Genomic DNA, 22,308 nt, shown 5'->3' with positions numbered 1-22,308 from the left:
CTTCCACCTCTCCCTCAAGTTCATCCCCCATTCAAAGGAGCACCCGCATGACCAAGACCAACAAGATCGCCCTCGCCGCCCTCGTTTTCGCTCTCGCCAGCACCGGCTTTGCTCAGGAAGCTGTTGTTCCGGCCACCACTGCCGTGAACTCCAACGGTGGCCTCATCGCTGTAGGTGCGGGCCTCGCGCTGGGCCTCGGCGCAATCGGCACCGGCCTTGCTCAGGGCCGCATCGGTGCGGCTGCCGCTGGCGTGACCGCCGAGAACCCAGGCCGCTTGGGCTTGATGCTCCTCTGGTTCGCCATCCCCGAAACCCTGGTGATCTTCGGCCTGGTGGGCTTCTTCATTCTCTCCGGCAAGATCTAAGCGATGGCGCTCGATAAACTGCTCGAAAACGAGGCGCAGTCGGAGATCGAGCGCATCCGCGCTGAGGCGCGTGACCGCGCTGGAGCCATTATCCGGGCTGCCCAAGAACAAGCCCAAACCCTCATCGAGAGTCGCACCCGGGCCTTAGAAACCCAGACGCAGGCCTCACTGACCCGCGCCCGCTCGGCAGCCGATTTGGAGCGCAGCGCTTCACGGCTCAACGCGGGCGAAAACGGGATGAGCCGGGCTTTCAAAACTGCTCAGCATGAACTGCTGGCCGTGACCCGCGCTCCCGAATACAAAGACATTTTGGCCCGCCTGATTGCAGAAGCCCGCGCAGTGGTGCCCAACGCCGAGGCGATTGAAGTCCATCCCAACGAAGCCCACGTGGCCCGCGAACTGGTCACTGACCTTGAAGTGCGTGAGAACTACGCCATTCAGGGCGGCGTGCGCGTGGTGGCCAACAACGGCAAAAGCGGCGTGACCAACACCCTGCAGGGCCGCTTGGAGAGACTGCAAGGCACGCTTGCTCCGCAAGTCAGCCGCATTCTCTCGGAAGGCTGATATGGCCGACGACTACGGTTACATCAACGCCCGCATTAAAATGATGCGGACGCAACTGCTCGACGGACGCGCCCTCGATTCCGCGCTGGGCGCACAGACGTACCCCGAGTTTTTGCGGTTGCTGAGCGAGTCCGAGTTGTCGGGCGACCTCTCTGCCGCTACCGCTCAGGGCGCGGGCCTGCCCGAACTCGATCAAGGCCTCTCCAAAAACTTCTTTGAGACGGTGGAAAAGGTCTACCGCTTCGCAGACGGCGACGCCAAAGCCGAAATCGGCGTGCTGCTGCAAAAGTGGGACTTGGTGAACTTGAAGTCCATCGCGCGTGGCCTGACCAGTGGCCGCAGCGGTGAGCAACTGCTCTCCAGCCTTATTCCCGGCGGCACCATTCCGATGACCACTTTGCAAACCGCCCTTCAAGGCGGCGACCTCGCCTCGGCTTCCACCGCGTTGACCCTGACCGGTCACCCGCTAGCGGCAGCGTTTCGCGAGGGCGTGGCGGCCTACGGCTCCAGCAGCAAACTGCTCGATCTGGAAGTCGCTCTCGATCAAGCCTATTACCGCTACGCGCTGCGGGTCTCGCGCAACACCTCTCTGCGCCGCTACCTCTCGCAGGAAGTGGACATCACCAATGCGCTGACCTCGCGCTCTCTGCGCGGTGTGGGTGCTAATCCGGCTCTGTTTGTGGAAGGCGGACGCAACATCGACGCTGGAACCTTCCTGCGGCTCACCGAAGGCGACCCCAGCGGCGCGGGCGAGATGGCTCCGATTTTGGAAGCCGCTGGCCCCGCCGAAGCTGAAAAGGTGGCCCGCGAAATGCTCGATAGCGCGGCCCGCAACGCTGCTGCCGGTGATCCGCTGGGCGTGGGCGTAGCCATTGACTTTTTGCGCCGCAAGGAACAGGAAATTGCCAAGCTCCGCCTCATCGGGCGCGGCAAGTTCTACAACGTGCCGGGCGAGCAGATTCGTCAGGAGGTGGCGCAAGGATGACCCAAAAAGTAGGAACCTCAGCCACCCAGCGGGTCGTCGTCTTGGCCGACAACGAAACGGCCACCGGCTACCGGCTGGCAGGCGCGGAAGTGGTGGAAGCCACTGCCGAGAACGCTCAGGCCAAGTTGGAAGAGATGATCACCAGCAACAAGTACGGTTTGGTGGCCGTTGATACCGGTTTGATCGCCGATCCGGCTGGCTCCACCGCCCGGCTTATGCGTGGGCGCGATCTGCCGATTATTTTGCCGATTCCCAGCCTCAGCGACGCTTTCAGCGCCGAGCAAGTGGACGCCAAAGCGTACATGGGTAAACTGGTGCGCGAAACGATCGGCTTTGATATCAAGCTTTAAACAGTGGGCGGGGGCAGGGGTCGCCGGGCAAAGCTCAAAGACTCACAAATGCTTTCCCGGCTTCTCCTTAGACTCCTAACTCCCTTCACCTCTTAGACTTCCCTTTTAAGTACGTTCAGACTACCGTTTCGGGATTCCGCGTCTTGGGCAGAGCGGCTTCTTGACCAGAACAGCGCCGATGACGACGCTTGGCCGCACCTCTCGGGCCTGCCCGCAAAAAGTGCTTCATCCCTCCACTCTCGCCTAGCCGTACCTTTTCAACTTCTCGCTTCTTGGGCAAAGCGGCACCTATTGGGCCTGCCCGCTCCGCTCGGTTTATCTTTAGATAAACGTCGTTCTACTCAGGAGTATCCATGACCCAAAACAAACAAGGCGTCATTGAGCGCATCGCTGGGCCTGCCGTGATTGCCCGCAGCATGTACGGCGCAAAGATGTTTGACATCGTGCGCGTCGGTGACGAAAGACTCGTCGGTGAGATCATCCGCCTCGACGGCGACACGGCCTTCGTGCAGGTCTACGAAGACACCTCTGGTTTGACCGTAGGTGAACCTGTAGTCAGCACCGGATTGCCGCTGTCCGTCGAACTCGGGCCGGGCATGCTCAACGGCATCTATGACGGCATTCAGCGCCCGCTCGACAAGATCCGCGAGCAGTCCGGCGACTTTATCGCACGCGGTATCGAAGTCAGCTCGCTTGACCGCGACCGCAAGTGGCACTTTACTCCCAGCGTCAGCGCGGGCGACGAAGTGACCGGCAGCGCCATCCTCGGCACCGTGCCGGAATTCAGCTTCACCCACAAAATCCTGACGCCGCCCGACAAAAAGGGCCGCATCAAGAGCATCGTGGGCGAGGGCGAATACAACATCGACGACACCATCGGTGAACTCGAAGACGGCACCAAGTTGCGTCTGGCCCACTACTGGCCGGTGCGTGCGGCCCGTCCCGTCGCCCTCAAGAAAGACCCCAGCCTGCCCTTCCTCACCGGCATGCGGATTTTGGACGTGCTGTTCCCGCTGGTCATGGGCGGCGCGGCGGCGATTCCCGGCCCCTTCGGCTCGGGCAAAACCGTTACCCAGCAGTCGGTGGCCAAGTACGGCAACGCCGACATCGTGGTCTACGTGGGCTGCGGTGAGCGCGGCAACGAGATGACCGACGTGCTGGTCGAGTTCCCCGAATTGGAAGACCCCAAGACCGGCAACCCGCTGATGCAGCGCACCATCCTGATCGCCAACACCTCCAATATGCCGGTGGCGGCGCGTGAAGCCAGCGTGTACACCGGCATCACCCTAGCCGAGTACTTCCGCGATCAGGGCTACTCGGTCTCCTTGATGGCCGACAGCACCTCCCGCTGGGCCGAGGCGCTGCGCGAGATCAGCTCCCGTCTCGAAGAAATGCCCGCCGAAGAAGGCTACCCGCCTTACCTCTCGGCGCGACTGGCAGCCTTCTACGAGCGTGCCGGAGCGGTGCGTACCCTCGCGGGCGAAGACGGCGCGGTCAGCGTGATCGGCGCGGTTTCACCGGCGGGTGGCGACATGTCCGAACCCGTCACTCAGGCCACCCTGCGCATCACCGGCGCGTTCTGGCGCTTGGACGCGGGTCTGGCCCGCCGCCGCCACTTTCCGGCAATCAACTGGAACGGCTCTTACTCGCTGTTCACCCCGATTCTCGACAGCTGGTACCGTCAGAACGTGGCTGAGGATTTCCCCGAACTGCGCCAGCGCATTCAGAACCTCCTCCAGCAAGAAGCCAGCCTTCAGGAAGTCGTGCAGCTCGTCGGCCCCGACGCTCTGCAAGACAGCGAGCGACTCGTCATCGAAGCGGGCCGAATGCTGCGCCAAGATTTCCTCCAGCAAAACGGCTTCGACCCGGTGGACGCCAGCGCCTCGATGCCCAAGAACTACGGCCTAATGAAAATGATGCTCAAGTTCTATGACGAGGCCGATGCCAGCTTGAAAAACGGCGCGACCATCGACGAGATCATCCAGAACTCGGTCATCGAGAAACTCAGCCGCGCCCGTTATGTGGCCGAGGGCGATTTCATGGCCTATGCCGAGAACTTGATGGACGAGCTGGACAATACCTTCAAGACCAAATCAGCTCAAGGAGTGAACGCGTGACCTTGCTCCAGAAAGAATACAACGACGTTTCTTATATCTCCGGCCCGCTTCTGTTTGTCAATGCGGCCTCGGACTTGGCTTACAACGCCATCGTCAACATCAAAGACGGCGCGGGGCGCATTCGCGGCGGGCAGGTCATTGAAGTCAGTGACGAGCACGCCATCATTCAGATTTTTGAAGATACACGCGGACTCGACCTCGCCACCGCCTCAGTGAGCTTGGTGGAAGATGTGGCCCGTTTGGGCGTCTCCAAAGACATGATCGGACGCCGCTTCGACGGCCTGGGTCGCCCGATTGACGGTCTGCCCAACGTGATCGCCGACAAGAGACTCTCCATCAACGGTCAGGCCATGAACCCGGCCAGCCGTGCCAAGCCCGAAGAGTTCATCCAGACCGGCATCAGCACCATCGACATCAACACCTCGCTGATTCGTGGTCAGAAACTGCCGATCTTCTCCGGCTCGGGTCTGCCGCACAACGAGTTGGCCGCCCAGATTGCCCGTCAAGCCAAGGTACCTGGTTCGGATGAGCCGTTCGCGGTGGTCTTCGCGGCGATGGGTCTGACGCAGCGCGAGGTCAGCTTCTTCACGCAGGAGTTTGAGCGCACCGGCGCTCTGGCCCGCGCCGTGCTGTTCCTCAACAAGGCCGACGATCCAACCGTCGAGCGCATCCTGACGCCGCGCATGGCGCTGACCACCGCCGAGTATCTGGCGTTCGAGCACGGCTACCACGTGTTGGTGATCCTGACCGATTTGACCAATTACTGCGAAGCACTCCGCGAAATCGGCGGCGCTCGTGAAGAAATCCCCGGACGGCGCGGCTTCCCCGGCTACATGTACACCGATTTGGCTTCGCTGTACGAGCGGGCGGGCGTCATTCAGGGCAAGCCCGGCAGCGTGACCCAGTTGCCGATCCTCTCGATGCCCGATGACGACATCACCCACCCGATTCCTGATTTGACCGGCTACATCACCGAAGGCCAGATCGTGGTTGACCGCACGCTCAACAGCAAGGGTATTTTCCCGCCGATCAACCCGCTTCCCAGCCTGTCACGCCTCATGGGCAACGGCATCGGCAAAGGCAAGACCCGCGCCGATCACAAAAACGTGTCGGATCAGCTGTTTGCGGCTTACGCCAACGGCCTCGATCTCCGCAAGCTCGTCGCCATTACCGGCGAGGACGCGCTGACCGAGAACGACAAGCTGTTCCTGCGCTTCGCCGAAGATTTCGAGAACTACTTCATCGGCCAGGGTGGACAAGACCGCAGTATCGAGGACTCGATGACGGTGGCCTGGGGCATTTTGAGCAAGCTGCCGCAGTCGCAACTGACCCGCATCGGTAAAGACTCGATCGACAAGTACTACGGCACTAAGGTGGACGAGATGTGGAAGGGCAACCGGATGTAAGGTTGTCGGCGGTGGATTGTCCGGGTCAGCCCCTACAACCCACCGCCCAAACCTCAAAAAGGAGGTGAATCATGGCAGACATCAGTCCAACCCGCAGCGCACTTCTCGCCGCCAAAGCCAGCCTTAAGACGGCCAGCGGCGGCGCAGATTTGCTTAAGCGCAAGCGTGACGCCCTGATCGGCGAGTTTTTCGCATTGATCAAAGACGCGCTGGCGGCCCGCGAAGAACTCAGCGGCGTCAGCAAAGGCGCTTACGTGTCGCTCTTTTCGGCCAAAGCGTGGGACAGCCCCGAAGCAGTGGAAAGCTTGTCGCTGGCACAGGGCAGCGAGTACAACGTCAGTATGGAAATCGTCAGCATCTACGGCGTGAAAGTGCCGAAGATGGAGATTCCTGACCGTGGCAACGCGGCAGCGTTTAGCCCGATCAACGTCGGCTCGCGCACCATTCAGGCCGCCACCGATTTTCAAACGGTGATGAGCGCACTGGTCAAGGTGGCCGCCACCGAAACCAAATTGCGGCGCATCGGCGAGGAAATTAAAAAGACCTCGCGGCGCGTGAATGCCCTTGAGCAAGTGGTGATTCCGGGCATTTTAGACGAGATCCGCTTTATCCGTGGCGTGCTCGATCAGCGCGAGCGCGAAGAAAGCTTCCGCCTCAAGAAGATCAAGGCCAAGCTGGAACGCGAAGCCGCCGCCAACAAAAAAGCTGCCAAGGAAGCGCAAGCCGCCGACTGAGCTCTGCTTTATATCGAAACCGCCGTTTCCTGATGGGAATGGCGGTTTTCTCATTCCTCCGGCGAGTCCGCTAGTTTCTGGCTGGCGGCGTTCAGATGCGCCCGCGCTGCCGCTTCCAAGTCAGCAAACTCTGGCGTGCTGTAAATCCGTTCCTGCCCAAGAAAGTGCTGCAAGACAGCCTGCCGCCCGGCGCGGTAAGCGGGCCAGGGCACGAACGCATATTCTTGCCGAATGGCCCGCTCATACGCCCAGAACTCGGCATCTGAAGCGCCAAATATGGCCAAGTCGGCGTCCACCAGTAAAGCGGCGGCGACTGAGCTGGGCGGCTGGTCGTGCCTGGTCGCCAGAATCAGCACTCCGATTTCCCGCTGAAGTGCGTCCGGCTCGCCTTGCTTTGCCAGCCACGCTCCGAACACTTCTGCGCTGCGGGACTCGTTGTCGTTTCGGGCCGGATCGTAGATCAGATCATGGCCCCAGATTGCCAATTCCAGCACTGGAGTCAGGGCGCGGCGTTCCTCAAGGGCGCTCAGCATGGCTTCCACGTGCCGGAGGTTGTGGTAAGCCCGGTGAGGCTCGGCGTAGAACGGAGTGCAAAACGCCCGTACCGCTGCCATGTCCGCCCCTGCTACATTCACGGCAGCCGCCTGAGCGCCTCCGCCACCAACGCATAAATCCCCGCTTCATTGGCCCCCGTCACCAGTTGCACATTCGGTTCGCCGCCGACTTGCACGGTTTCGCCGAAACGCTCCCCGCTGTCGGTCAGGATGTCCACATGGGCTTCCTCCCAATCGAACAGCTCTGGAGAGAGCATCAGCGCCGCCGTGCAGGGGTCATGGAGTGCGCCCACCGTCTGGCCCAACTTGCCGATTCGGTCTAGATAATCGTCGAGCAGGGCAGAGCAGGTTTGGGCAGCGGCGGTGCCGACAGCGGCGAGTTGCTGCGCCCGCGCCCGCGTGACCTGCACTTGCCGGGTCAGGTTCAGCCCAATCAAAGCGAGGTTCGCCCCGGCTTTCAGCACCACATCAAAAGCATGTGGGTCGGCGTAGGCGTTGAACTCGGCGCGGGGGGTGGTGTTGCCGAGTCGGGGCGCTCCATTTTCCAGACTGCCGCCCATGATGATGATCTGCTTGGCTTCTTTGAGGACACCGGGCCTGAGCCGCTCGGCCAGTGCCAGATTGGTCAGCGGGCCAGTCGCCAGCAAAGTGATCTCGCCGGGTTGGGCGCAGAGCTGACGAATCAGGGTTAAGGCAGCGTGTTCGCTTTTAACGGGCACAGAGGGGGAGGGCAGCGGCACCCCGCCGAGGCCAGTGACGCCGTGAATCTGTGGCGCGTAAACTGGCTCGCGCACCAGCGGGGTAAGCGCTCCGGCATAGACTGGGATGTCCTCGCGGCCTGCCAGCTTCAGCAGGGCGCGGGCATTCTGGGTGGTGGCGCTCAGCGGCGCGTTGCCGTGCGTGGTGGACACGCCCAGCAGGTTCACGTCCAGGCGGCCCAGCAAGGTGAGCAGGGTGATGGCGTCGTCGCTGCCGGGGTCGCAGTCGTGCAGGGTGGGGTAAGAGCGGGCATTCATTCCCCCATTATCGACTTTCTGAAGCCGGGCTGTCCGTGATTTGCGCGGCGCTGAGGGCAAAGCGGCGCAGGTGCAGCAACGCCAAAAGGAGGGCGGTACTCTGCATCAGGCCCAGCAGCAACGCGGCGACAAGCGGCCAGACTGCGCTTTGGAGCAGCACCAACCAGCTTTCGGGCAAGCCAGACGCAAAAAAAGAGCGGGCCACCGCCAGCAGGGGTAGCAGCGAGAGCCGACTGGCGATGTCAAAGGCCAGCAGCACCAAGCAGAGGATCAGCCAGTTGCCAAGCCGTTCGGCGGTGGGTTGCGCTACCTCACTCGGCTCGCCGCGCAACTTGGCCCCCGTGAGACTTAGCCATTGCCGGGCTGCCGCCAGAATCAAATTGCCCACCCACACCGCAAGCACCAAGCCGAGGGCGACCAAGCTGCCGAGCAGCGCCAGCGTCAGTTTCAGCTCTGGCCCGGTCGAGAATGGGCCCAGTGCGGCGGTGTTCAGTCCCGCTTCGCCCAGCGTCTGTACCAGTAAAATGCCCGCCAGTATCAAAACTGCCGCTCCGAGCGCCGATCCCCACTGCGTCACGCTGAGCGTGGTGTTTAAGCTCAGGCGCAGGGCTTCACTGCGCTGCAAGTGGACGGCCTCGCCCTGCGTCCAGCTGCGCACGCCGCCGAGGTAGGCTCGCGTCCAGCCAATCAGGACGGCGCTGAACCACGTACTGACGACCACCGCTGACACGCTCAGGATGCCCAGCAGCGCCAGAGTGACGGTGAACTGCTGAAGCTGAGAAGCCGACAGCGGGGCCGTCAGCGTCCAGTTTTTCAAAAGGGTCGCTGAATGACTCCACAGCCAAATCCACGATCCGGCCAACGCCAACGTCAGCCCTACCCCGCCGCCCAAGGTGACGCCGGTAAGCGCCCTGAGCGTCTGATCAAGGGCCATGCCGCTGCGCTGAGCAGTCTGCTGAGGAGTGGGAAACACCCGCTTATTTTGCTGGATGAGGAGCTCAATTTGGCGAAGCAAGCGTCTGGTTTTCGCAGGAAGGTATTCATTGAACAGCCGTTCAAAGAATGTTAATCTGCTGGGCGGAGGCTGAATTCATGCCGCAACCCGAAGGTTCTGCTTTGCTGTCCCGCCCCGCCTTACCCGCCATCGGTATTACCGCGCTGGGAGTCTACGCGCCTGAAAACGTCGTGACCAACGCCGATTTTGAGCAGCACCTCGATACCTCAGACGAATGGATCTTTTCGCGCACCGGCATCCGTGAGCGCCGCTTTGCCGCCGAGAACGAGTACACCTCGCACATGGGCGTGCGGGCGGTGCAGGATTTGGTGCGGCGCTTTCCGCATGCGCTGGAGGGTGTGGATGCGGTGGTGTGCGCCACCGGCAGCCCCGACGCGCTGTTTCCCTCCACCGCCGCGTTGATCGCCGGACAGGTCGGCCTGCGCGGAGCGGCGGCGTTCGACGTGTCGGCGGCGTGCAGCGGCTTCGTGTACGCCTGCTCGGTGGCTCAGGGCCTGGTGGCGGGCGGCTCGGCCAGGAAGGTGCTGCTCGTGGGCGCAGAAACCATGAGCAAGATCGTGGATCAAACGGATCGTGGCACCGCCATTTTGTTTGGCGACGGCGGCGGGGCCATGATCATCGAAGCGGTGCCCAGCGGCTACGGCTTCGAGTCGTTCGTGCTGGGCGCGGATTCGGCGGGCGCAGAGAGCTTGTACGTGCGCTGCGTGGCGCATCAGTTGCCCAGCGGAGCCGCCATGCAGCCGTATTTGGCAATGAACGGCCGCGAGGTCTTCAAGTTCGCGGTGCGGGTGATGGGCGAGAGCGGTCACGCCGCCATGCAAAAAGCCGGACTGAGTGTCAAAGACGTGGACTGGCTGATTCCGCATCAAGCCAATATCCGCATCATCGAATCGGCTTGCCAGCGGTTTGGGCTTTCCTTAGACAAAACGGTGGTCAATTTAGACCGCTACGGCAACACCTCCGCCGCCACCATTCCGCTGGCGCTGGCCGAAGCCTACGACGACGGACGTATCCAAGACGGCCAGCAACTGCTGATGATCGCCTTCGGCGGCGGCCTGAGCTGGGGCGCGACCACCTTGAAGTGGTACGACCCGCTCAAGCACGCGGGGACGGCGCAGGCGGATCAGGCTTTAGAGTTGCAAGTATGACTTCAATGAAAATTGCGGCCCTCTTTCCCGGTCAAGGCTCGCACGGCATCGGCATGAGTGCCGACCTCACCACCGAATTTGACAGCGCCCGCCAGGTCTTTGATACTGCCGAATCGACTTTGCCCGGCCTCCGAGCCCTGATCGAAACGGGGCCGCTCGACGCCCTGACCCTGACCGCCAATCAGCAGCCCGCCCTCGTGACGGCCAGCTTGGCCGCCTACCGCGCTTGGCAAGCCCACACGGGCCTGATGCCCTTCGCGGCGGCGGGCCACAGCCTGGGCGAATACAGCGCCCACGTTGCCGCCGGAACCCTGACCCTCGCGGACGCCCTGACCCTGACCCGCAGGCGCGGCGAGCTGATGCAGGCAGCCGTGCCGGTCGGCGTGGGTGCAATGGCCGCCATTATGGGTGATCCGGGCGTGGTCGAGGAGGTCTGCGCGGGCATGGAAGGCGTGCAACCCGCCAACTACAACGCGCCGACCCAGACCGTCATTTCCGGTGAAAAAGCCGCCGTGGAAGCCGCTTGTGCTCAGCTCAAGGCACGCGGCCTCAAAGCCATCCCCCTGAAAGTCAGCGCTCCCTTTCACTGCGCCCTGATGCAGCCTGCCGCCGAAGCACTCGCGCCGGATTTGCGGGCCGCGCCGCTGGGCCAACTGGCTTTTCCGGTGATTGCCAACGTGAATGCGCAGCCGATAGGTCACCCCTCGCAGGTGCCGGAGCTGCTGATCGAGCAGATAACCGGCAGCGTCCGCTGGGTGCAGAGCATTCGCCAGCTCGCCGAGATGGGCGCAGACGTCTTCGTGGAATTCGGGCCGGGCACGGTGCTGACGGGCCTCGTCAAGCGGATTTTGCCGGACGCACGGGTGATGAATGTGGGAAACTTGGCTCAAGTAAAAGAGTTTGAGCTGTGATTAAAAAGCTGGCCTTTGCCTTGCTCGTGACGCTGGCAGCTACTTCTTGCAACAGGGAAACGGGATTCAAGCCGATGCCCATTTCTTTCAAAGACCACCCCAGCATTTTGCGCGGAACATGGAACGGCAACACCACTGCCAACCAAGTCCTGAGCTTGAACCTCACCGCCACTTACGACACGTCCCGCCAGTATCAGGTCACGGGAACGGGAAGTCTGGGGAGTGAGTCGCTGACTGTGGCGGGTTCGGTGTCGGGCGGCTCGGTCCATAGCTACCTCAAAGCTCAACTCTCGCCTGCTCCAGAATTTGCTGATCTGACCCTGAAGCGTTCAGGGATGGCCGATCTCAACCTGAGATGTTCTGGTGTGAGTGGGAATGATGTTCCTGCTCGCTTGTCATGTCGTCTGCCAGATACTTCCACTTCATTCCAGCTCACCAAAGGAAATCCATGACCGATCAAACTCCCCCCCAGCGCGTCGCCCTCGTCACCGGAGCGGGCCGGGGCTTAGGCAAAGCGATGGCCCTCAAACTCGCCGCTGACGGCTTTAGCGTGGCCGTCCACTATGGCCGCAGCAGCGCGGAAGCCGAGAGCCTCGCCGAGCAAATCCGCACGGCGGGCGGCGTGGCCCAGACTTTCGCCGCCGACTTGTCGGTGCCTGCCAACGCCGCTAAATTGGTGGAAGACGTGGCGGCGCAGATGGGCGGCCTACACGTGCTGGTCAACAACGCCGGCATCACCCGCGACGGTCTGGCCATCCGTATGAAAGACGAGGACTGGGACGCGGTGATTGCCACCAACCTCAGCAGCGCTTTTGCCGCTTGCCGCGCCGCCATCAAAATCATGATGCGGGCGCGGGCGGGGCGGATCATTAACATTTCCAGCGTGGTGGGCCTGATGGGCAACCCCGGCCAGGCCAACTACGTGGCCAGCAAAGCCGGACTGATTGGCCTGACCAAAGCGCTGGCCAAGGAATACGGAGGGCGCAACATCACGGTGAACGCCGTCGCGCCGGGTTTCATCGGCTCCGACATGACCGACGCACTCAGCGACACCCAGAAAGCCGGATACGTGGCCGCCATTCCGCTGGGCAGACTCGGCCAGGCTGAAGATGTAGCGGCGCTGGTGGGCTTCCTCGCCTCCGACGCGGCGGGTTATATCACGGGGCAAGTCATCGGCGTAGACGGCGGGCTGTACCCTCACTGAAGCGGCCCATATTTTAGACTCTATTGAGTATCTTCACGCGCTTTGCTCTGCCCGTGTAGACTGTCGCCAGCCAAAGCACACCACTTCAGGAGGAATCAACATGGATACTTACGAACAAGTCAAAAATGTGATCATAGACAAACTCGGCGTGGAAGCTGAAAAAGTGACGCCCGAAGCCCGTTTCGTCGAAGATCTGGGCGCAGACAGCTTGGAGACCGTCGAGCTGATCATGGGTCTGGAAGACCAGTTCGGCGTGACCATCAGCGATGAGGCCGCCGAAAACATCCGCACGGTGCAGGCCGCTGTGGATTACATCAGCAGCCAGCAGTAAAACGGGTTTAAGCACGGCTGGGGCGAGTTGCGGATCATGCCGTACCTCGCCCCTTTGGGTTGAGCTTGATTGCGCACAGGGAGAAACAAATGGAGATCAAACGAGTGGTGATTACCGGCTTGGGGCCAGTCAGCCCGATTGGTTTGGGCGCTGAGACCTTTGCACAGGCGCAGCGTGAAGGCAAGAGCGGCATCGGCCCGATCACCCATTTTGACGCCAGCGCCTGCCGGGCGCAGATCGCGGGTCAGGTCAACGACGACCTCAGCCCCTTTATTGAGGCCCGCGAAGCCAAGAAGCTTGACCGCTACGTGCAGCTTGCGCTGGCCGCCGCCGACCTGGCTGTAGAGCACAGCGGCCTGAGCAAGGAAGAGTTGGCAGGCGAGCGTACCGGCACTTTGGTCGGCAGCGGCATCGGCGGCATGAAAACCTTTGAAGATCAGGCCAAAGTGATGGTGGAGCGCGGCCCCTCGCGGATCAGCCCGCTGTTCATTCCGATGATGATCGCCAACATGGCCACCGGGCACATCGCCATGCGCTTCGGAGCCACTGGGCCGAGCAGCACGGTGGTCACCGCCTGCGCCACCGGCTCGGGCGCGATTGGCGACGCTGCGCGGATCATTCAGCTCGGCCTCGCGGACGTGATGCTGGCGGGCGGCGCGGAAGCGGCCATCACCGGCCTGAGCATCGGCGGTTTTGGCAATATGCACGCCCTGACCGCCTCGCACAACGACGACCCTGAACAGGCCAGCCGACCTTTCGCGGCCTCACGCGACGGCTTTGTACTGGGTGAAGGCGGCGCGGTGGTGGTCTTGGAAGAACTGGAACACGCCAAAAAGCGCGGAGCCAAAATCTACGCCGAAGTGGTGGGCTACGGCACCTCCGCCGACGCTTACCACGTCACCATGCCCGCGCCGGAAGGCCGGGGCGCTCAGGTCGCCATGCGTCAGGCGCTCAAATCCGGCGGCGTCAACCCCGAACAGATCGGCTATGTCAACGCGCACGGCACTTCCACCCCCGCCAACGACCTCAACGAAACGCTGGCGATCAAAAGTGTTTACGGCGATCACGCCTATAAGCTGGCCGTCAGCAGCACCAAATCCATGACCGGGCACCTGCTCGGCGCGGCGGGCGCAATGGAAGCCATCGCGGTGGCGCAGGCGCTCAGCGACGGAATTTTGCCGCCGACCATCAATCTGGCGGGCGACCCCGACCCAGCGCTTGACTTAGACTTTATTCCGGACGGAGCGCGTGAAAAGCAGGTGGACTACGCCATGAGCAACTCGTTTGCTTTCGGCGGTCAGAACGCGGTGCTGGTGTTCAAGCGCTGGACGGAGTAGCGCGGAAAGTTTAGTCGCCGGCCTGCAACATGTTGGCTTCCAACCGCTCGGCCACGTTGACCACGTGGTCGCCGAGGCGCTCCAAGCTGCGGGCCATCCGGGTAGCAGTGAGCGCCGCGCCGACGTCTTCGGGGTTTTCCAGGATGCGGGTGAGGGAGGCGCGTTGAAGCTGCTCGTAGAGGGCGTCCACCTGCTCAAAATCCAGCCGAATCACTTCCCTGACGCCGTCAAGGTCGCGCTCGGCAAAAGCGTAGGCCAACCTCTCCAACATGTTGCTCAGGAGACGGGCAATCGGCAGCACGTCTTGCAGCGCTGCCGTTTGGGCCAGTGGCCCCAGCGCTTCCAGGTCACGCCCGACTTGCCGCCCGTAGTCCCCGACCCGCTCCAGATCGGCCAGACTCCGAAACACCATCACGTAAAAATGCAGATCGGTGTCGCTCAGCGGCTGGGCCATGGCCGTCAGGCACAGGTCTTCGAGCTCATATTCCAAAAGGTCTGTTTCGCGCTCGAGCTCGGCGGTGCGGACGGCCAGATTGGCAAAAACCCCACGCCCCACCGCCTGCTCAAGCAGCGCCATCTGTTCTAGCGTGATGCTGAGCATCCGCAAAAAACGGACGTTGAGGTGTCCTCTTAGAGGGGTAATGAGGCGGCTGTTCATTGTGGCTAGTATGTCGTTCATGGGTAAGGGGGATGTCATGCGGGTTCTTGGCCGCGGAGCAAAGCGGAAGTCAGCAAAAACGTCGAGTCTCAGGATAGCTGTATTGAGCTCCTGAGACTCTTGTTTTTCCGTTGGGTCTTTGGCGGCGCTGCTGGGCCTAGCTCAGTGGGCCTAGCTCAATGTGCTTAGCCGAAGCGCCCCGTGACATACGCCTCGGTGCGCTCGTCTTTGGGCGAAGTGAAGAGTTGGTCGGTTTGGCCGTGCTCGACGAGGTCGCCGTTCAGGAAGAAGCTGGTGGTATCGCTGACGCGGGCAGCTTGGTGCATATTGTGGGTCACGATAATGATGGTGGTGACTTTTTTGAGTTCGGTCATCAAATCTTCGATCTTGGCGGTGCTGGCCGGATCGAGCGCTGAGGTCGGCTCGTCCATCAGCAGGATTTCGGGTTCGACGGCCAGAGCGCGGGCAATGCACAGCCGCTGCTGCTGCCCCCCCGACAAACCGGTGGCGGGCGACTTGAGGCGGTCTTTGACTTCTTCCCAAAGTGCCCCGCCGCGCAGGGAGCGCTCGGCAATTTCCATGAGGGCTTTCTGATCGCGCATGCCGGCCAGCTTCAGGCCGCTGACCACGTTGTCAAACACGCTCATGGTCGGAAAAGGATTGGGCTTTTGAAACACCATCCCCACCCGGCGGCGCACTTCTACCGGGTCGACGCCAGCGCTGTAAATGTCTTGGCCGTCCAGCAAAATCTGGCCTTCTACGCGTGCGCCCGGCGTGAGGTCGTGCATCCGGTTGATGGCCCGCAAAAAAGTGGTTTTTCCGCAACCCGAAGGGCCGATCAGGGCATTGACCGTGCCTTTTTCAACAGCCAAGTTGACTTTGTTCACGGCTTGCTTGCTGCCGTAATAGATATCTACGTTGCTGGTGGTCAGTAATAGGGACATGTGGCTCCTTTCAGGGTTTGGGAAGGGGGAGGGCAAAAGCGAATGCTTCTACTCAGCGTTTTACTTTTGCCTGCTGGCGAAGCGGGCCAGCAAGGAGGTCACGAAAATGAGGGTAATCAGCAGCAGCGCTCCAGCTTGAGCGAGGCGCTGGTTTTCGTCGTAAGCGCTGGTGGCTCCGATAAAAATTTGCAGCGGCAAAGCGCTGGTGGGTTGCAGGGGATTGAGGTTGACCAGGTTGCTGCCAAAAGCCGTGAACAGCAGTGGAGCCGCTTCTCCAGCGACGCGGGAGAGGGCCAGCATCAGGCCGGTGATAATGCCGCCGCTGGCTGCGGGCAGCACGATGCTCAGAATCACTTTCCACTGCGGCAGGCCCAGCGCCAAGCCTGCTTCACGCACGCTCAGCGGCACCAGTTTCAGCACTTCCTCGGTGGTTCTGACCACGATAGGCACCATCAGCAGGCCCAGCGCCACGCTGCCCGCGAAGGCGCTGAAGTGTCCCATCGGTCTGACCACCAGCGCGTAAACCACCAGCCCCATCACGATGGCGGGAATGCCGCTGAGCACGTCACTGAGCATCCGGATAACCGGCATCAGGCGGTGGCGCGGAAATTCGGCCAAAAAGATACCGCCCGCGACGCCCACCAGAACGCCCAGCACGGCGGCCATCGCCAAAATCAGCAGCGAGCCGGAAATGGCGTTGGCCCAGCCGCCGCCCGCTTCGCCTTCGGGCGCTGGGGTTTTGAGAAAGAAGTCGAGATTGAGAGCGCCGAAGCCTTTGAGAAGCAGAAAACCGAAAATCAGGATCAGCGGCGCGACCACCAGCATGGTGCCGAGGCCGATCAAAAAGCCCATGAAGGCGTTCTTGGATTTGCGGCCACCGCTCAGGCCGTTTTTGTTGAAGGTCGGTGACAATTGCGACACGGCCATTTCACAGCCCCTTTGGCGTCAAGCGCAAAATGATGGTGCGGGCGATTAAGTTGACGAACACGCTGACAAAAAAGAGTGTCAGGCCCAGGCCCACCACGCTGGAGCGCTGGAGGCCCTCGCGGGCGTCACCGAACTGATTGGCGATCATAGAAGCCATCGTCGCGGTGGGCGACCAAATGCTTTTGATGATTTCGGGGGTGTTACCGATGACCATCGCCACCGCCAGTGTCTCGCCGAGCGCCCGGCCCAGCGCCAGAATGATGCCGCCCATGATGCCGGCTCTGGCATACGGCAAAATCGCCAAGCTGATGACTTCCCACTTGGTCGCGCCCAGCGCGTACATGGCCTCGCGCTGATCGGCGGGCACCAGCCGGATCACGTCGCGGGCCACCGAGGCGGTGAAGGGCAAAATCATGATCGCCAAAATGGTGACGGCCAGCAAAAAGCCCAGGCCGGTGGGTACCTGCGGCATAAAAAAGCATTGCAGCGAGGTTTTGTTGCTGTTAAACAGCTCGGCGCAGCGGGCGGTCAAATCGGGGTTGCTGGTGTAGAGCCACAGCTGCACCTGCTGAAACAGCGGCTTGAGCGCGAAGAGCGCCCACAGCCCGTATACCACGCTCGGCACGGCGGCCAGCAGCTCAACGAGGTAGCCCACCGGGTTGGCCAGCCACTTGGGCGCGTACTCGGCCACAAACAGCGCCGAGGCAATCGCCAGCGGCACGCTGATCAGCAGCGCCAGAAAGCTGGTCAGCAGCGTGCCCATCACCAAGCTCAGTGCGCCGTACTCGCTGGTGACCGGGTTCCAGACATTGGTGGTCAAAAAACTCAGGCCGAATTTCTGAATGGCCGGCCATGACTGCTGTCCCAGCAGCGCGATGCTCAGCATAAAGGTCAGGGCAATCACCAGCGACAAGCCAACGATGACGGTGCGGAATATCCCGTCGCCTTTAGAACTGAGTTTGGGGAGCGTCACTTTTCGGGGAAAGGGTTCATTCATCTGTGGCCTCTAAGCGCCGAATAAGTGCGCGTTAAGATAGTTCACTGTTCAAGTGTCAGCTTGAAGTCAGGCTGCGAAAAAGTTGACAAGCCAGCAAAAATCGGAGCGCCCACAATGGAGTGCTCCTCGCAGAAGGTCAGGTTTAAGTGGCGTCGTTTAGAACTTTGCGCCGCCGTAAGTCATGCTGGCGATGATGGTCTTGGCTTTGTTGACCGCGTTGGCGGGCAGCTTGGCATAGTCCAGCGGCTCGTTGTACTGCTGGCCGGTGCTGACCATCCAGCTCAGGAGGTTCTTGAGGTCTTTGGCCTGCGCCTCGGTGCGGCTGCCGTATTTCTGGTCTTGATAAAAGATGATGTAAGTAAAGCTGGCAATCGGGTAGGCGTTGGGGTTGGCGCTGTTGGTGATGCTGACGCGGGTATCGGCTGGAATGACCACGCCTTCAGCGGCCAGCGCGGCTGGGCCGTTGTCGGCCACGATCATTTTGCCGGCCCGGTTTTTGACTGCGCCGAAATCCAGTTTGGTCTGCTTGGCGTAAATCAGTTCCACGTAACCAATCGCGCCGGGGGTGCTTTTGACGATGCCGGCCACGCCGTCGTTGCCCTTGCCGCCCACGCCCACCGGCCACTGCACACTGTTGGCGCTGCCGACCTTGGTTTTCCACTCGCTGCTGACTTTGCTCAGGTAATCGGTGAACACGGCGGTGGTGCCGGAGCCGTCCGAGCGGCGGGCCACCGTGATGGGCAGGCCGGGCAAGGTCACGTCAGGGTTGAGTTTCTTGATGGCCGGGTCGCTCCATAACTTGACTTTGCCGAGGTAGATGTCGGCCAGCAGCTTGCCGTCGAAGTTGAGCTTGGTGGTCACGCCGGGCAGGTTGTAGGAAGGCACCACTGCGCCGATGGCGGTGGGGATGTGCAGCAGCTTGCCGGGAGCAGGCTTCATGGCTTCGTCGCTCATGGGGTTGTCGCTGGCTCCGAAGTCCACGGTGCGGGCGATGATCTGCTGCTGGCCCGAGCCGGAACCCACCGATTGGTAGTTCACGTCGTTGCCGCTGGCGGTTTTGTATTCGGCAAACATCTTGGAATACAGCGGATAAGGAAAGCTCGCGCCCGCGCCGGTAATGGTGGCAGCGGAAGCGGCAGCGGCGGTCATTGCGATCAGGCTCAGGCCCAAAGTCAAAATCTTCTTCATGCCTCACACTGTGCTGGCCTTTTGTCAGGGGAACGTCACTGGTTTGTCAGGCATGTGTCAGCAGATCCACTTGAGGTGGTGTCCGCTTGCTCAGCATTTTTGAAGACGGGTGGCCCATCTGGGAAGCTTAAGAAACACCCCCAGCAAATTTGTACCGAGTTCAAGGCAGGATGCTAAGTTAAGCCATGACCGCCGCTGCCCACCCACCCGCGCTGCACCATCTGCGCGGCACGCTCTACGCCGCCTTGATCCCGATTCCCTTGCCGATGAAAACGGTCACGGTGCTGATCGACCTCTCACCGCCCGTGACTTTGATCGACACCAGCATCAACACCCCTGAAGCTCGGCAGGCCCTCGAAGCCGCGCTGAGTGCCCTCGGCCTGCACTGGCCCGATATCGAGCGCGTCATCGTGACCCATATCCATCCCGATCACTACGGCTTGGCGGGGCTGATCGAGGAGCGCAGCGGAGCGTCGGTGCAGATGCTTGACCACTCCGTCAAGCAAGAACGGCTCTGGTCGGACTGGGAAAGGCAGTTGCCCGCTCAGCACCAGTTTTTTGCCGAGCACGGTGCGCCGCCGAATTTTGGCGTCGGCGAAGCGCAAACCTCTGAGTGGGTTTGCCCCGCCGTCCGCCTGACGCCGCTGCAAGCGGGGCAACAGGTGACGCTGGACGGGGCCGAGTGGCAGGTGCTGTGGCTGCCGGGCCACGCCGACGGGCACTTGGGGTTGTGGCAACCTGAAACCGAGCTGCTGATCGCCGGAGACGCCATCTTGCCGCGCATCACCCCCAACATCGGGCTGTATGTGGGTGGGCGGCCTGATCCGCTGGGCGATTACTTTGCCACTCTTGAAAGCATCAGGGCGCTTGACCCGGTGCAGGCGGTGGTGGGCCACTACGGGCCAACGATGGACAAGGTGGCGGGGCGGGCGCAGGAAATACACGGGCATCACTTGGAGCGCCTGGATGAGCTCCTTGTGGCCGTGCGAGAGCGCCCCCGCCACGCTTACGACCTGAGCTTCGTGCTGTTTGCCCGCGAGTTGCCGCCGAGCGGTCGCCGCTTTGCAGTGGCCGAAACTTTGGCCCACGCCGAGTATTTGCGGCTGGGCGGCGCGGTGCAGCGCAGTTGGGTAGACGGGGTTTGGCAGTATCACGACTGAGGGAGCGGTGATAAGCCCCAAATAGAGACACGAAAAGGCGGGCCAGCTTGATCAGCCGCCCGCCCTCTTTTTGAAGTTCTTACTTCGTTGTCGGTGTTGCCGCGCCGGTCACGGCCTTTTTGCCCATGCGTTCTTCCAGCAGCACCACCATTGGGGCCACGATATAAATGCTGGAATAAGTGCCGATCACGATACCCACGATCAGCGCAATCGAGAAGTCGCGCAGCACCGGGCCGCCGAAAATCAGCAAGCTGAACAGCGGCAACATGGTGCTGATCGAGGTCATCACCGTGCGCGAGAGCGTTTGATTGATCGAGATATTCACGATGTCGCGGTAGCTCTTGCCGCGCAGCAGCTTGAGATTTTCGCGGATACGGTCAGACACGATAATGGAATCGTTGAGCGAGTAGCCGATCAGGGTCAGCAGGGCGGCCACCGAAGCGATGTTGAATTCCAGTTTCGCCACGGCGTAGAGGCCCATCACGATGGCCACGTCGTGCAGCACGGCGATCACCGAGCCGAAGCCCATCACGAAGTCGAAGCGGAACCAGACGTACACCAGAATCAGGCCCAGGCCCACCAGCACAGCGTAGATGGTTTGCTGGGTGAGTTCTGCGCCCACCGCTGGCCCCACCGTTTCGGTTTGCTGCACTTCGCCGCCGGGCAGCGCGTTGATTTTGGCGTCCAGCAGCTTGACTTGGTCGCTGGTCAGTTCCGGCACCTTGATGGTGTAGGTCACGCCCCCTGCCGTCGGGTTGATGTCGCGCTGGATGCTGGTGCTTTGGCCGGTTACGTTGGCAACGCCAGCGCTGGTGACTGCTGTGCGAACCTGCTCGGTGGTGGTGCTTGGGGCAGCTTTGGCGGTGATGCTGGTGCCGGAGGTGAAGTCCACCCCGAAATTCAGTCCCCGCACGCCCACGAAGGTTGCGCCCGCGATGGCCAGCAAGATGCTGGCAGTGGTGATAAAGGGAGCGGCTTTAATGAAGTTGACGTTCGGAACGCCGATTCGGAACGGCGCTTTGAAGTCGCGCTTGTTGGCAACGGCGTACAGCATCCACTTGGCGAACACCAAGTTAGAAAAAGCCGAGGCCACCACGCCGATAATCAAAGTGACGGCAAAGCCTTTGACCGGCCCCGAAGCGTAGTTGTAAAGCGCCAAAGCTGAGAGCAGGTGAGAAGCGTTCACGTCCAAAATGGTCAGGGTGGAGTGTTCGTAGCCCACGTTGATGGCGTTTTTTAGACCTTTACCCCGGCCCATTTCCTCTTTGATGCGCTCGAAGGAAATTACATTGCCGTCCACTGCCGCGCCGATGGTCAGCACCAGACCAGCGATACCCGGCAAGGTCAGGGTGGCCCCGAAGCCGCCCAGCAAGCCCAGAATGGTCACCGAGCTGAACAGCAAGCCCAGAGAGCCGACCAGACCGAACCAGAAGCCGTAATAGAAAAACAGCATACCGAAGACGGCGGCGATACCGACCAGCGCGGCAATTGCGCCGCTGCGGATGGCGTCTGCGCCCAGCGTCGGCCCGATGGCGCGTTCCTCGTCCACTTTAATTTTGATTGGCAGTGAGCCGGATTTCAGCACCAGGGCCAACTCGCTGGCTTCTTTGGAATCGAAGCTGCCGGTGATTTGGAAGTTGTTGTAAAGCGCCGACTGAATGGTGGCCACCGATTTGATCTGGCCGTCGAGCACCACCGCCATCGATTTCTGAACATTCTTGCTGGTGAAGTCGCCAAAGGCTTTGGAATCTTTGGGATTGACGTTGACGTTGACCTGCCAGACGCTGGGCCGCTGCTGGTCGATGCCTGCCGTCGCGCCCGCCACGATGCTGCCGGTGGCCTCAGCCGGGCCGAGGTCGGAGAGCTTGTAGCCGAGCGAGGCGGGGTTGCGCTGCAACTCGGCGGGGTCTTGCTTGGCTCCGGGGTTGACGATCTTGAATTCTAGCTTGGCCTGCTGCTTGACAATTTGCCGGGCGCTGTCCTGCACGGCGGGGGTGGCTCCCGGAATCTCCACGACCACCCGTTTGCCGCCGGAGACGGTCACGGTGGGTTCGGTTACGCCGAGGGTGTTGATGCGGTTTTCGATGATGGTCTTGACCTGTTCGAGCTGGTCTTTGGTGGCCGTTCCCGTTTCCGGCGAGAGCGTCATCCGCAGCCCGCCTTCGAGGTCTAGGCCCAGCGTGATGAATTTAAAGTTGTTGCCCCACAGCTCACCAATATGTTCGCGGTGCTGCCAGGGCCGCCAGATAAAGGCGATACTCAGCACCAGCACCGCCAAAATGGCGAGGGTGGTCGTGATGGAGTTGCGCCGCTGCGGGGCGGCTTTCTTGCGGCGTACAGGCCGTTTGGGGGCATGAAAGGTCATAGGGACTCCGAGGGAAAGAAGGGTTCAAGGTC

23 protein-coding genes are annotated in these 22,308 nt (G+C 61.5%); 14 read left to right on the top strand and 9 right to left on the bottom strand.

Features of this window, described 5'->3' with window-relative positions:
* Window positions 1-47 precede the first annotated feature (47 nt).
* The 7 genes from EHF33_RS07980 (at window position 48) to EHF33_RS07950 (ending at window position 6,521) form a co-directional block, all read left to right on the top strand.
* On the top strand, window positions 48-365 hold the full coding sequence (locus EHF33_RS07980; protein ID WP_124869793.1) for a V-type ATP synthase subunit K: 318 nt from the start codon (window positions 48-50) through the stop codon (window positions 363-365).
* A gap of 3 nt (window positions 366-368) precedes the next feature.
* Complete coding sequence (locus EHF33_RS07975) at window positions 369-929, top strand: V-type ATP synthase subunit E (protein ID WP_124869790.1); 561 nt, start codon at window positions 369-371, stop codon at window positions 927-929.
* Window position 930: 1 nt separating this feature from the next.
* A complete protein-coding gene (locus EHF33_RS07970) occupies window positions 931-1,914 on the top strand; it encodes a V-type ATPase subunit (protein WP_124869788.1) in 984 nt (327 codons plus the stop codon).
* Complete coding sequence (locus EHF33_RS07965) at window positions 1,911-2,264, top strand: V-type ATP synthase subunit F (RefSeq protein WP_124869785.1); 354 nt, start codon at window positions 1,911-1,913, stop codon at window positions 2,262-2,264. Before EHF33_RS07970 ends, EHF33_RS07965 begins: the two co-directional genes overlap by 4 nt.
* A 353-nt stretch (window positions 2,265-2,617) precedes the next feature.
* Entirely contained in the window at window positions 2,618-4,381 is a 1,764-nt protein-coding gene (locus EHF33_RS07960) for a V-type ATP synthase subunit A (protein ID WP_124869782.1), read from the top strand.
* A complete protein-coding gene (locus tag EHF33_RS07955; RefSeq protein ID WP_124869780.1) occupies window positions 4,378-5,787 on the top strand; it encodes a V-type ATP synthase subunit B in 1,410 nt (469 codons plus the stop codon). Before EHF33_RS07960 ends, EHF33_RS07955 begins: the two co-directional genes overlap by 4 nt.
* Before the next feature lie 68 nt (window positions 5,788-5,855).
* Window positions 5,856-6,521, top strand: coding sequence for a V-type ATP synthase subunit D (locus EHF33_RS07950; protein ID WP_124869777.1), 666 nt, complete (start codon window positions 5,856-5,858; stop codon window positions 6,519-6,521).
* Between the two features lie 50 nt (window positions 6,522-6,571).
* Here the strand turns inward: EHF33_RS07950 and EHF33_RS07945 are convergent, their stop codons facing one another.
* Genes EHF33_RS07945 through EHF33_RS07935 form a run of 3 tightly spaced genes read right to left on the bottom strand, consistent with a single transcriptional unit; the run spans window position 6,572 to window position 9,064 of the window.
* The gene (locus tag EHF33_RS07945) at window positions 6,572-7,135 is read right to left on the bottom strand and encodes an HD domain-containing protein (protein WP_124869774.1); all 564 of its coding nucleotides are present in this window, start codon (window positions 7,133-7,135) and stop codon (window positions 6,572-6,574) included.
* A 17-nt stretch (window positions 7,136-7,152) separates the two neighbouring features.
* Window positions 7,153-8,091 (bottom strand): nucleoside hydrolase, encoded by a 939-nt coding sequence (locus tag EHF33_RS07940; RefSeq protein WP_124869770.1) that lies wholly within the window; start codon window positions 8,089-8,091, stop codon window positions 7,153-7,155.
* 7 nt (window positions 8,092-8,098) lie between these two features.
* On the bottom strand, window positions 8,099-9,064 hold the full coding sequence (locus EHF33_RS07935; RefSeq protein WP_124869767.1) for a hypothetical protein: 966 nt from the start codon (window positions 9,062-9,064) through the stop codon (window positions 8,099-8,101).
* A gap of 119 nt (window positions 9,065-9,183) precedes the next feature.
* On the opposite strand from EHF33_RS07935, the gene EHF33_RS07930 reads away from it, so the two are divergent.
* From EHF33_RS07930 to fabF, 6 genes are all read left to right on the top strand, one after another.
* A complete protein-coding gene (locus EHF33_RS07930; RefSeq protein ID WP_124869764.1) occupies window positions 9,184-10,254 on the top strand; it encodes a beta-ketoacyl-ACP synthase III in 1,071 nt (356 codons plus the stop codon).
* A 5-nt stretch (window positions 10,255-10,259) separates the two neighbouring features.
* The gene (fabD, locus tag EHF33_RS07925) at window positions 10,260-11,165 is read left to right on the top strand and encodes an ACP S-malonyltransferase (protein ID WP_124872976.1); all 906 of its coding nucleotides are present in this window, start codon (window positions 10,260-10,262) and stop codon (window positions 11,163-11,165) included.
* Window positions 11,162-11,617, top strand: a complete 456-nt coding sequence (locus tag EHF33_RS07920) for a hypothetical protein (RefSeq protein WP_124869761.1) — start codon at window positions 11,162-11,164, stop codon at window positions 11,615-11,617. Before fabD ends, EHF33_RS07920 begins: the two co-directional genes overlap by 4 nt.
* Window positions 11,614-12,369, top strand: a complete 756-nt coding sequence (gene fabG, locus EHF33_RS07915; protein WP_124869758.1) for a 3-oxoacyl-[acyl-carrier-protein] reductase — start codon at window positions 11,614-11,616, stop codon at window positions 12,367-12,369. Before EHF33_RS07920 ends, fabG begins: the two co-directional genes overlap by 4 nt.
* A gap of 100 nt (window positions 12,370-12,469) precedes the next feature.
* A complete protein-coding gene (acpP, locus tag EHF33_RS07910) occupies window positions 12,470-12,700 on the top strand; it encodes an acyl carrier protein (protein WP_124869754.1) in 231 nt (76 codons plus the stop codon).
* Window positions 12,701-12,789: 89 nt separating this feature from the next.
* Window positions 12,790-14,037 carry a beta-ketoacyl-ACP synthase II gene (fabF, locus tag EHF33_RS07905; RefSeq protein WP_124869751.1) on the top strand — a complete coding sequence of 416 codons (1,248 nt, stop codon included), beginning with the start codon at window positions 12,790-12,792 and terminating at the stop codon, window positions 14,035-14,037.
* Window positions 14,038-14,047: 10 nt separating this feature from the next.
* Here the strand turns inward: fabF and EHF33_RS07900 are convergent, their stop codons facing one another.
* The 5 genes from EHF33_RS07900 to pstS form a co-directional block, all read right to left on the bottom strand.
* Window positions 14,048-14,695: a phosphate signaling complex PhoU family protein gene (locus EHF33_RS07900; RefSeq protein WP_241191095.1), complete on the bottom strand. Its 648-nt coding sequence runs from the start codon at window positions 14,693-14,695 to the stop codon at window positions 14,048-14,050.
* Between the two features lie 185 nt (window positions 14,696-14,880).
* Window positions 14,881-15,639: a phosphate ABC transporter ATP-binding protein PstB gene (gene pstB, locus EHF33_RS07895; RefSeq protein ID WP_124869748.1), complete on the bottom strand. Its 759-nt coding sequence runs from the start codon at window positions 15,637-15,639 to the stop codon at window positions 14,881-14,883.
* A 60-nt stretch (window positions 15,640-15,699) separates the two neighbouring features.
* On the bottom strand, window positions 15,700-16,566 hold the full coding sequence (gene pstA / locus EHF33_RS07890) for a phosphate ABC transporter permease PstA (protein ID WP_124869745.1): 867 nt from the start codon (window positions 16,564-16,566) through the stop codon (window positions 15,700-15,702).
* A 1-nt stretch (window position 16,567) separates the two neighbouring features.
* Complete coding sequence (gene pstC, locus EHF33_RS07885; RefSeq protein ID WP_124869742.1) at window positions 16,568-17,563, bottom strand: phosphate ABC transporter permease subunit PstC; 996 nt, start codon at window positions 17,561-17,563, stop codon at window positions 16,568-16,570.
* 156 nt (window positions 17,564-17,719) lie between these two features.
* Window positions 17,720-18,751: a phosphate ABC transporter substrate-binding protein PstS gene (pstS, locus tag EHF33_RS07880; protein ID WP_124869739.1), complete on the bottom strand. Its 1,032-nt coding sequence runs from the start codon at window positions 18,749-18,751 to the stop codon at window positions 17,720-17,722.
* Window positions 18,752-18,936: 185 nt separating this feature from the next.
* Between pstS and EHF33_RS07875 the strand changes: the two genes are divergently transcribed.
* Window positions 18,937-19,911: an MBL fold metallo-hydrolase gene (locus EHF33_RS07875; protein ID WP_124869737.1), complete on the top strand. Its 975-nt coding sequence runs from the start codon at window positions 18,937-18,939 to the stop codon at window positions 19,909-19,911.
* A gap of 79 nt (window positions 19,912-19,990) precedes the next feature.
* On the opposite strand, the gene secD is transcribed toward EHF33_RS07875, so the two are convergent.
* On the bottom strand, window positions 19,991-22,276 hold the full coding sequence (gene secD, locus EHF33_RS07870) for a protein translocase subunit SecD (RefSeq protein WP_124869734.1): 2,286 nt from the start codon (window positions 22,274-22,276) through the stop codon (window positions 19,991-19,993).
* Window positions 22,277-22,308 lie beyond the last annotated feature (32 nt).

This window comes from Deinococcus psychrotolerans, assembly GCF_003860465.1.
GTDB classification, from domain to species: domain Bacteria; phylum Deinococcota; class Deinococci; order Deinococcales; family Deinococcaceae; genus Deinococcus; species Deinococcus psychrotolerans.
The sequence above is the reverse complement of the archived record's forward strand: the minus strand, read 5'-3'. Positions and strand labels throughout refer to the sequence as shown.

Excerpts from the sequence above, each read along its gene's own strand:
- acpP (WP_124869754.1), top strand. The coding sequence starts at position 12,470 with ATGGATACTTACGAACAAGTCAAAAATGTGATCATAGACAAACTCGGC.
- pstA (WP_124869745.1), bottom strand. The coding sequence starts at position 16,566 with ATGGCCGTGTCGCAATTGTCACCGACCTTCAACAAAAACGGCCTGAGC.
- EHF33_RS07940 (WP_124869770.1), bottom strand. The coding sequence starts at position 8,091 with ATGAATGCCCGCTCTTACCCCACCCTGCACGACTGCGACCCCGGCAGC.
- fabG (WP_124869758.1), top strand. The coding sequence starts at position 11,614 with ATGACCGATCAAACTCCCCCCCAGCGCGTCGCCCTCGTCACCGGAGCG.
- EHF33_RS07970 (WP_124869788.1), top strand. The coding sequence starts at position 931 with ATGGCCGACGACTACGGTTACATCAACGCCCGCATTAAAATGATGCGG.
- EHF33_RS07900 (WP_241191095.1), bottom strand. The coding sequence starts at position 14,695 with ATGAACAGCCGCCTCATTACCCCTCTAAGAGGACACCTCAACGTCCGT.
- EHF33_RS07930 (WP_124869764.1), top strand. The coding sequence starts at position 9,184 with ATGCCGCAACCCGAAGGTTCTGCTTTGCTGTCCCGCCCCGCCTTACCC.
- EHF33_RS07980 (WP_124869793.1), top strand. The coding sequence starts at position 48 with ATGACCAAGACCAACAAGATCGCCCTCGCCGCCCTCGTTTTCGCTCTC.
- EHF33_RS07945 (WP_124869774.1), bottom strand. The coding sequence starts at position 7,135 with ATGGCAGCGGTACGGGCGTTTTGCACTCCGTTCTACGCCGAGCCTCAC.
- fabD (WP_124872976.1), top strand. The coding sequence starts at position 10,260 with ATGAAAATTGCGGCCCTCTTTCCCGGTCAAGGCTCGCACGGCATCGGC.
- fabF (WP_124869751.1), top strand. The coding sequence starts at position 12,790 with ATGGAGATCAAACGAGTGGTGATTACCGGCTTGGGGCCAGTCAGCCCG.
- EHF33_RS07975 (WP_124869790.1), top strand. The coding sequence starts at position 369 with ATGGCGCTCGATAAACTGCTCGAAAACGAGGCGCAGTCGGAGATCGAG.
- EHF33_RS07965 (WP_124869785.1), top strand. The coding sequence starts at position 1,911 with ATGACCCAAAAAGTAGGAACCTCAGCCACCCAGCGGGTCGTCGTCTTG.
- EHF33_RS07960 (WP_124869782.1), top strand. The coding sequence starts at position 2,618 with ATGACCCAAAACAAACAAGGCGTCATTGAGCGCATCGCTGGGCCTGCC.
- EHF33_RS07875 (WP_124869737.1), top strand. The coding sequence starts at position 18,937 with ATGACCGCCGCTGCCCACCCACCCGCGCTGCACCATCTGCGCGGCACG.
- pstB (WP_124869748.1), bottom strand. The coding sequence starts at position 15,639 with ATGTCCCTATTACTGACCACCAGCAACGTAGATATCTATTACGGCAGC.
- pstC (WP_124869742.1), bottom strand. The coding sequence starts at position 17,563 with ATGAATGAACCCTTTCCCCGAAAAGTGACGCTCCCCAAACTCAGTTCT.
- secD (WP_124869734.1), bottom strand. The coding sequence starts at position 22,276 with ATGACCTTTCATGCCCCCAAACGGCCTGTACGCCGCAAGAAAGCCGCC.
- pstS (WP_124869739.1), bottom strand. The coding sequence starts at position 18,751 with ATGAAGAAGATTTTGACTTTGGGCCTGAGCCTGATCGCAATGACCGCC.